Origin of the sequence: Streptomyces odonnellii (genome assembly GCF_000981895.1) — a bacterium.
GTDB classification, from domain to species: Bacteria; Actinomycetota; Actinomycetes; order Streptomycetales; family Streptomycetaceae; genus Streptomyces; species Streptomyces odonnellii.
The window spans coordinates 1-7,557 of record NZ_LATD01000504.1; the positions used below are offsets into that span (position 1 = coordinate 1).

Here is a 7,557-nt window from a genome sequence, read left to right on the forward strand (position 1 = left end):
GTGGTGCGGCGGCGGGCGGCCGGGACCGGTGGTGCCGGTGCGGGCGGGGGCCGGAGGAGGGTGTCCGCTCCCGCTTCCACGGGGCCTATGCCGGTCATGTCATGACGCTAGCCGTCAATGCCCGGACCCACAATGGACCGTAGGCCAGAGCCGCTACGGAAGGTGACGAAGCGGGGTGTTCGCGGCGGGCGGGCGGCTGCCCGGTGCCCGCCTCGGGCGCCCGCGGTGCCCGGATGCCCGCTCCGGGCGTCCGTCCGGGGGTCCGCGGTGCCCGTTTCGCGCGGTGCGTGGGGCCGCGTTCTGCGAGGTGCGGGGCCGGGGCCGGCGGCGGTGGGGCCGTACGGGCAACACCGCGTCCGCCGACGGCCGTTGACCCCCTCCGTACGGCTCGGGGGCTGGCGTGCTCAGCCTTCGGTGCCGGCTGCCGGGGCCACGTCGCGCAGCAGGCAGGTCAGCCGGGCCGTGCAGACCCGCTTGTCCTGCTCGTCGGTGATGACGATCTCGTACGTCGTGGTGGTGCGCCCCCGGTGCACGGGGGTCGCGACGCCGGTGACGATGCCGGTGCGGACCCCGCGGTGGTGGGTGCAGTTGAGGTCCACCCCCACGGCGATCTTGGAGCTGCGGCCGTGCAGCATCGCGCCGACCGAGCCGAGGGTCTCGGCGAGGACCGCCGAGGCGCCGCCGTGCAGCAGCCCGTACGGCTGGGTGTTGCCCTCGACGGGCATGGTGCCGACGACGCGCTCGGGGGACGCCTCGACGATCTCCACGCCCATGCGGTTTCCGAGGTGGCCGGCGGAGAAGAGCGCGGGCAGGTCGACTCCGAGCGCGGAGTACTCGTCGATGATGTCCTGCGGGAACGTCGTGGTGGAGTGCTCACCCATGGGCCCGGGCTCCGATCGGATCGTCTGCGGTCGTTCGGCGGTGCACCGCACTTCTGTGCGGTGCACCATCCTGCTTATCAGATGACTGAGCGAACGCTTAGACGGGGATCGCAAGTCCTTGCGGCCCGGCCGGCCCGCGGGCGGGGCCGGGTGTGCGGGACCCGGCCGGGCGCGGCCCGGCGGCCGTGTCTCAGGCCGCCTCCCCGCCGGTCCGTTCGAAGCGGACGATGACGGACTTGCTCGTCGGGGTGTTGCTCGTGTCGGCCGTGGCCCCGAGGGGCACCAGCACGTTCGTCTCCGGGTAGTAGGCGGCCGCACAGCCCCGGGCGGTGGGGTAGTGGACGACCCGGAAACCCGGGGCGCGCCGCTCCACCCCGTCCTTCCACTCACTGACCAGATCGGTGTACGAGCCGTCGGGGAGCTTCAGTTCGGCCGCGTCCGCCGGGTTGACCAGGACGATTCGCCGGCCGCCCTTGATGCCGCGGTAGCGGTCGTCGAGCCCGTAGATCGTGGTGTTGTACTGGTCGTGCGAGCGCAGGGTCTGGAGGAGCAGCCTGCCCTCGGGGAGCTTCGGGTACTCGACCGGCGCCGCGGTGAAGTTGGCCTTCCCGGTGGCCGTGGGGAAGCGCCGCTCGTCGCGCGGGGCGTGCGGCAGCGCGAAGCCGCCGGGCCGGGCCACGCGCTCGTTGAAGTCCTCGAAGCCGGGGATCACCCGGGCGATCCGGTCCCGGATGTTCGCGTAGTCCTTCTCGAAGTCCTCCCACGGGGTCATGGAGGCCGGGCCGAGCGTGGCACGTGCGAGCCGGGTGACGATGGCCGGCTCGGAGAGGAGATAGGGGCTTGCGGGTGCCAGATTGCCCCGGGAGGCGTGCACCATGCCCATGGAGTCCTCCACGGTCACGATCTGCCGGACGCCCGCCTGGAAGTCCTTGTCGGTACGGCCCAGGGTGGGCAGGATCAGCGCCCGCGTGCCGGTCACCACATGCGAGCGGTTGAGCTTGGTCGACACATGCACGGTGAGCCGGGCGCGGCGCATCGCGGCCTCGGTGACATCGGTGTCAGGAGACGCGGCGACGAAGTTCCCGCCCATGGCGAAGAACACCTTGGCCTTGCCGTCGCGCAGCGCCTCGATGGCCCGTACGACGTCATATCCGTGGTGGCGCGGCGAGGTGATGCCGAACTCCTTGTCCAGGGCGTCCAGGAAGGCCGGGTCGGGCCGTTCGAAGATGCCCATGGTGCGGTCGCCCTGCACATTGGAGTGTCCGCGCACCGGGCAGACCCCGGCGCCGGGCCGTCCGATGTTGCCGCGCAGCAGCAGGAAGTTGACGACTTCGCGGATGGTCGGAACGGAGTGCTTGTGCTGGGTCAGGCCCATCGCCCAGCAGACGATGGTGCGCCGCGAGGCGAGGACGAGGGCGAGCGCCTCCTCTATCTCGGCGCGCTCCAGTCCGGTGGCGGTCAGGGTCTCGTCCCAGTCGGCGGTCTCGGCGGCGGCCGCGAACTCCTCGTACCCATGGGTGTGTTCGGCGACGAACTCCTCGTCGACCGCGCCGGGCGTGCCCAGGATCAGCTTGTTGAGCAGCCGGAAGAGGGCCTGGTCGCCGCCGATCCTGATCCGGAGGAAGAGGTCGGTGAGGGCGGCGCCCTTGACCATGCCCTGGGGGGTCTGCGGGTTCTTGAACCGCTCCAGACCGGCCTCGGGCAGCGGATTGACGGAGATGATCTTCGCGCCGGCCGCCTTGGCCTTCTCCAGCGCGGAGAGCATCCGGGGGTGGTTGGTGCCCGGGTTCTGCCCGGCCACGATGATCAGGTCGGCCTGGTGCAGGTCCTCCAGGGAGACACTGCCCTTGCCGATGCCGATGGTCTCCACCAGTGCGGAGCCGGACGACTCGTGGCACATGTTGGAACAGTCCGGCAGATTGTTCGTGCCGTACTCGCGGGCGAAGAGCTGAAGCAGGAACGCCGCTTCGTTGCTGGTGCGGCCCGAGGTGTAGAAGAGGGCCTCGTCGGGGGAGTCGAGGGCGGTCAGCTCCTCGGCGATGAGCGCGAAGGCCTGCTCCCAGCTCACCGGTCTGTAGTGGTCGCCGTCCTCACCGTCCTCGTCGCCGGTGCCCCGCTCCAGGAGCATGGGGTGGGTGATCCGGCCCTGCTGCCCCAGCCAGTAGCCGCTGCGGCCGGCGAGGCTGGAGACGGAGTGCGCGGCGAAGAACTCGGGGGTGACCCGGCGCAGCGTGGCTTCCTCCGCGACGGCCTTCGCGCCGTTCTCGCAGAACTCGGCGGTGTGCCGGTGATCGCCCTCGGGCCAGGCGCAGCCCGGGCAGTCGAAGCCGTTCTTCTGGTTGACCTTGAGGAGCGTCTGGGCGGTCCTTCGCGCTCCCATCTGCTGGTGTGAGATGAGGAGCGAATGCACGACGGCGGGGATTCCCGCCGCGGCGTGTTTGGGGGCCGTTACCCGCGGCGAGTCCTGTGCCGGATCACCTGCTGGCGGCTTGCTGGCCATCACGCTCTCCTTGTGCCTAAGTGTCGACTGTCTACAGTATTCAATTCTCCCACGCCTCTATGGCAACGTTACGTCCGGCCGGTATCGGGCTCATTGCGGGCCGGGGTTGTCTTGCTGGCGCGGCGTTGTCAGTGCGACGTGGCAGGATCGGGTCTGTGGCTGAGACAGCGTCGAAGAAGACCCCAGACAACCGTCCGCGCCTGCTCCTCATGGACGGGCACTCCCTGGCGTACCGGGCGTTCTTCGCGCTGCCCGCGGAGAATTTCACGACCGCGACCGGTCAGCCGACCAACGCCATCTACGGCTTCGCGTCCATGCTGGCGAACACCTTGCGCGACGAGTCGCCCACGCACTTCGCCGTCGCCTTCGACGTCTCGCGCAAGACCTGGCGCTCCGAGGAGTTCCCCGAGTACAAGGCGAACCGCTCGGCGACCCCCGACGAGTTCAGGGGACAGGTCGAGCTGATCGGGGAGCTGCTCGACGCGATGAGCGCGCACCGCTTCGCGGTCGACGGCTTCGAGGCGGACGATGTGATCGCGACGCTCGCCACCCAGGCCGAGGCCGAGGGCTTCGAGGTGCTGATCGTCACCGGCGACCGCGATTCGTTCCAGCTCATCACCGAGCACACCACGGTGCTGTATCCGACCAAGGGCGTCTCCGAGCTGACCCGCTTCACCCCGGAGAAGGTCCAGGAGAAGTACGGCCTGTCGCCCGCGCAGTATCCGGACTTCGCGGCCCTGCGCGGCGATCCGTCCGACAACCTCCCCGGTATCCCCGGGGTCGGTGAGAAGACCGCAGCGAAGTGGATCAACCAGTTCGGCTCGTTCGAGGAGCTGGCCGCGCGCGCCGACGAGATCAAGGGCAAGGCCGGGCAGAACTTCCGCGACCACCTGGAGTCGGTGCGGCTCAACCGCCGGCTCACGGAGATGGTGCGCGATGTCGAGCTGCCCAGGACCGCGCCGGAGCTGGAGCGCGCGCCGTACGACCGGGCGGCCGTGAAGCGGGTGCTGGACGTGCTGGAGATCCGGAACCCGAGCCTGCGCGAGCGGCTGCTCGCGGTGGACCCGGGCGCCGCCGAGGACGAGGCCCCGGCGCCCGCCGCCGGAGTCGAGCTGGACGGCGCGGTGCTGGGCTCCGGCGAGCTGGCGCCCTGGCTGGCCGAGCACGGCGGGCAGCCGCTCGGCATGGTCACGGTCGACACCTGGGCGCTGGGCGCGGGCAGCGTCAGCGAGGTCGCGCTCGCCGCGGCCGGCGGAGCCGCCGCCTGGTTCGACCCCTCCCAGCTCGACGAGGCCGACGAAAGCGCCTTCGCGGAGTGGCTCGCCGCCCCGGACCGCCCCAAGGTCATGCACAACGCGAAGGGCGCGATGCGGGTCGCCCCCGAGCACGGCTGGCGGGTCGGCGGCGTCACCATGGACACCGCGCTCGCCGCCTATCTGGTCAAGCCCGGCCGCCGTTCCTTCGCGCTGGACGCCCTCGCGATCGAATACCTGGGCCGTGAGCTGGCCCCGGCCGCCGCCGACGGACAGCTCGCGTTCGGCGCGGACGAGCAGGCCGAGGCCGAGGCGCTGATGACCCAGGCCCGTGCCGTCCTCGACCTCGGCGACGCGTTCACCGAGCGGCTCGGCGAGGTCGGCGCGACCGGCCTGTTCGACGAGGTGGAGCTGCCCACCTCCGAGCTGCTCGCCCGGATGGAGCGGCACGGCATCGCCGCCGACCGGGCCCATCTCGAGGCCATGGAGCAGCAGTTCGCGGGCGCGGTGCAGCAGGCCGTGAAGGAGGCGCACGCCGCGGTCGGCCATGAGTTCAATCTCGGCTCGCCCAAGCAGCTCCAGGAAGTCCTCTTCGGCGAACTGGGCCTGCCGAAGACCAAGAAGACCAAGACCGGTTATACGACGGACGCCGACGCCCTGGCCTGGCTCGCCGCCCAGACCGAGCACGAGCTGCCCGTGATCATGCTGCGCCACCGCGAGCAGGCGAGGCTGCGGGTCACCGTCGAGGGCCTGATCAAGATGATCGCCGCGGACGGCCGTATCCACACCACCTTCAACCAGACGGTGGCGGCGACCGGACGGCTCTCCTCCACCGACCCCAACCTCCAGAACATCCCGGTCCGCACCGACGAGGGCCGGGCGATCCGCCGCGGCTTCGTGGTCGGCGAGGGATACGAATCGCTGATGACGGCCGACTACAGCCAGATCGAGCTGCGGGTCATGGCCCATCTCTCCGAGGACGCCGGGCTGATCGAGGCGTTCACCTCCGGCGAGGACCTGCACACCACCGTCGCCTCCCAGGTGTTCGGCGTGGCGAAGTCCGCGGTCGACCCCGAGATGCGCCGCAAGATCAAGGCGATGTCGTACGGACTGGCCTACGGGCTCTCGGCGTTCGGCCTCTCCCAGCAGCTCAGCATCGAGGCGGCCGAGGCGCGCGGACTGATGGAGACGTTCTTCGAGCGCTTCGGCGGCGTACGGGACTATCTGCACCGCGCGGTCGTGGAAGCCAGGGCCACCGGCTACACGGAGACGATGCTCGGCCGCCGCCGCTATCTCCCGGACCTCAACAGCGACAACCGCCAGCGCCGCGAGATGGCCGAGCGGATGGCGCTCAACGCCCCCATCCAGGGCACCGCGGCGGACATCGTCAAGGTCGCCATGCTCAAGGTCGACCGCGCGATGACCGAAGCCGCACTGGAGTCGCGGATGCTGCTCCAGGTCCATGACGAAATCGTCCTGGAGATCGCGCCGGGCGAGCGCGAGCAGGTCGAGGAGCTGCTGCGGCGCGAGATGTCGAGCGCGGTCGAGCTGAGCGCGCCGCTGGATGTCTCGATCGGCGTCGGTACGGACTGGGAGTCGGCCGCGCACTGACGGCGAAAGCCGCGTTTGCGCGACGAGCGGTAGGAGCTGTACGGGAGGTCCCGGCGCGCCAAAACGAGAGTCCGGGCGCCGGGGCCGCTTCTGCTGCGGGAGTGTTACGGCGGGGCGCCTGAACAGGGGATGGCCTCGGGGATTCTTCATACCGGGGCCAGAGGCACTTGAGGGGCCGGGAGGTGGCGAACTGGTGAATACCGGTCACGCCCCGGTGTGCTGGGGCATGGAGTTGACGTAGTGTCGCCTGAGTCCACGCGCGGGGAGCGCGAACAGCCGTCCACCGGGAGGGACCAGACTCATGGCAGCGCTATTCGGCCGCCGACTGCGCAGAGGAGCCACGACGACGGCGGTGGCCGCGGCGGCGATCGCCGCGCTGTCCGCCTCGCAGGCACCCGGCGCGATCCCCACCGACACGGACACCGACACCGGAAGCAACGCCCAGGCGGCCGACGCGACCCCGCCTCCCGGCACCCCGGTCAGCGGCAACTCCCCGTACTACACCGAGCTTCCGCCGCTGACGACGCCCGACGCACCGGGCACCTCGATCGATCTGCCCGCCATCACAGGACCGGCGGAAGCGGGCATTCCGGCCACCGTGCTCGCCGCGTACCGGCAGGCCGAGCAGGCCCTCAAGGAGAGCAGCCCCGGCTGCAACCTGCCCTGGCAACTCCTCGCCGCCATCGGCAAGGTCGAGTCCGGACAGGCGCGCGGCGGGCGCGTCGACGCCTTCGGTACGACGCTGTCGCCGATCCTCGGCCCGGTCCTCAACGGTGTCGGCTTCGCCAACATCACCGACACCGACGGCGGCGCGTACGACGGGGACACGACCCACGACCGCGCGGTCGGCCCCATGCAGTTCATCCCGTCGACCTGGGCCACCTGGGGCCAGGACGCCAACAACGACGGGCGCAAGGACCCGAACAACATCTACGACGCGGCACTGGCCGCCGGACAGTATCTGTGCGCCGGCAACCGTGACCTCTCGATCGAGGCCGACCTGCACCAGGCGATCCTCGGCTACAACCACTCGCAGGAGTACCTGAACACGGTCCTGTCCTGGTTCGAGTACTACAAGAACGGGACGCACGTCGTCCCGGACGGCACCGGCGTGCTGCCCGTCGGCCCCGGACCCGGCAACCCCGGCCCCGGTATGTCGCCGAGCCCCGGCCCCGGCCCGACCACTCCCGCCAAGCCCGGCGCCAAGCCGACGAAGCCGGGCACCAGCCCCTCGAAGCCCCCCGTGGTCGGCACCCCGAAGCCGCCGGCGCCGGGCTTGGCGGGAGTGGTCGGGCCGGGGCCGGGGCTCGGC

Annotated in this window: 4 protein-coding genes; 2 read left to right on the top strand and 2 right to left on the bottom strand. The window is 70.9% G+C overall.

Going from position 1 to position 7,557, the window contains the following annotated elements:
- Nucleotides 1–404: 404 nt before the first annotated feature.
- Nucleotides 405–881: a PaaI family thioesterase gene (locus WH07_RS34050; RefSeq protein WP_046508734.1), complete on the bottom strand. Its 477-nt coding sequence runs from the start codon at nt 879–881 to the stop codon at nt 405–407.
- Nucleotides 882–1,071: 190 nt separating this feature from the next.
- The gene (locus WH07_RS34055) at nt 1,072–3,381 is read right to left on the bottom strand and encodes an FdhF/YdeP family oxidoreductase (RefSeq protein WP_046508736.1); all 2,310 of its coding nucleotides are present in this window, start codon (nt 3,379–3,381) and stop codon (nt 1,072–1,074) included.
- A gap of 155 nt (nt 3,382–3,536) precedes the next feature.
- Between WH07_RS34055 and polA the strand changes: the two genes are divergently transcribed.
- Nucleotides 3,537–6,245, top strand: a complete 2,709-nt coding sequence (gene polA / locus WH07_RS34060; RefSeq protein ID WP_046508738.1) for a DNA polymerase I — start codon at nt 3,537–3,539, stop codon at nt 6,243–6,245.
- A 301-nt stretch (nt 6,246–6,546) separates the two neighbouring features.
- Nucleotides 6,547–7,557: lytic transglycosylase domain-containing protein (locus WH07_RS34065; RefSeq protein WP_046508740.1), on the top strand; the 1,011-nt coding region annotated here is incomplete at its 3' end.

Bases quoted from the DNA above. Each gene is read 5' to 3' on its own strand.
- WH07_RS34050 (WP_046508734.1), bottom strand. From the start codon at position 881: ATGGGTGAGCACTCCACCACGACGTTCCCGCAGGACATCATCGACGAG.
- WH07_RS34055 (WP_046508736.1), bottom strand. From the start codon at position 3,381: ATGGCCAGCAAGCCGCCAGCAGGTGATCCGGCACAGGACTCGCCGCGG.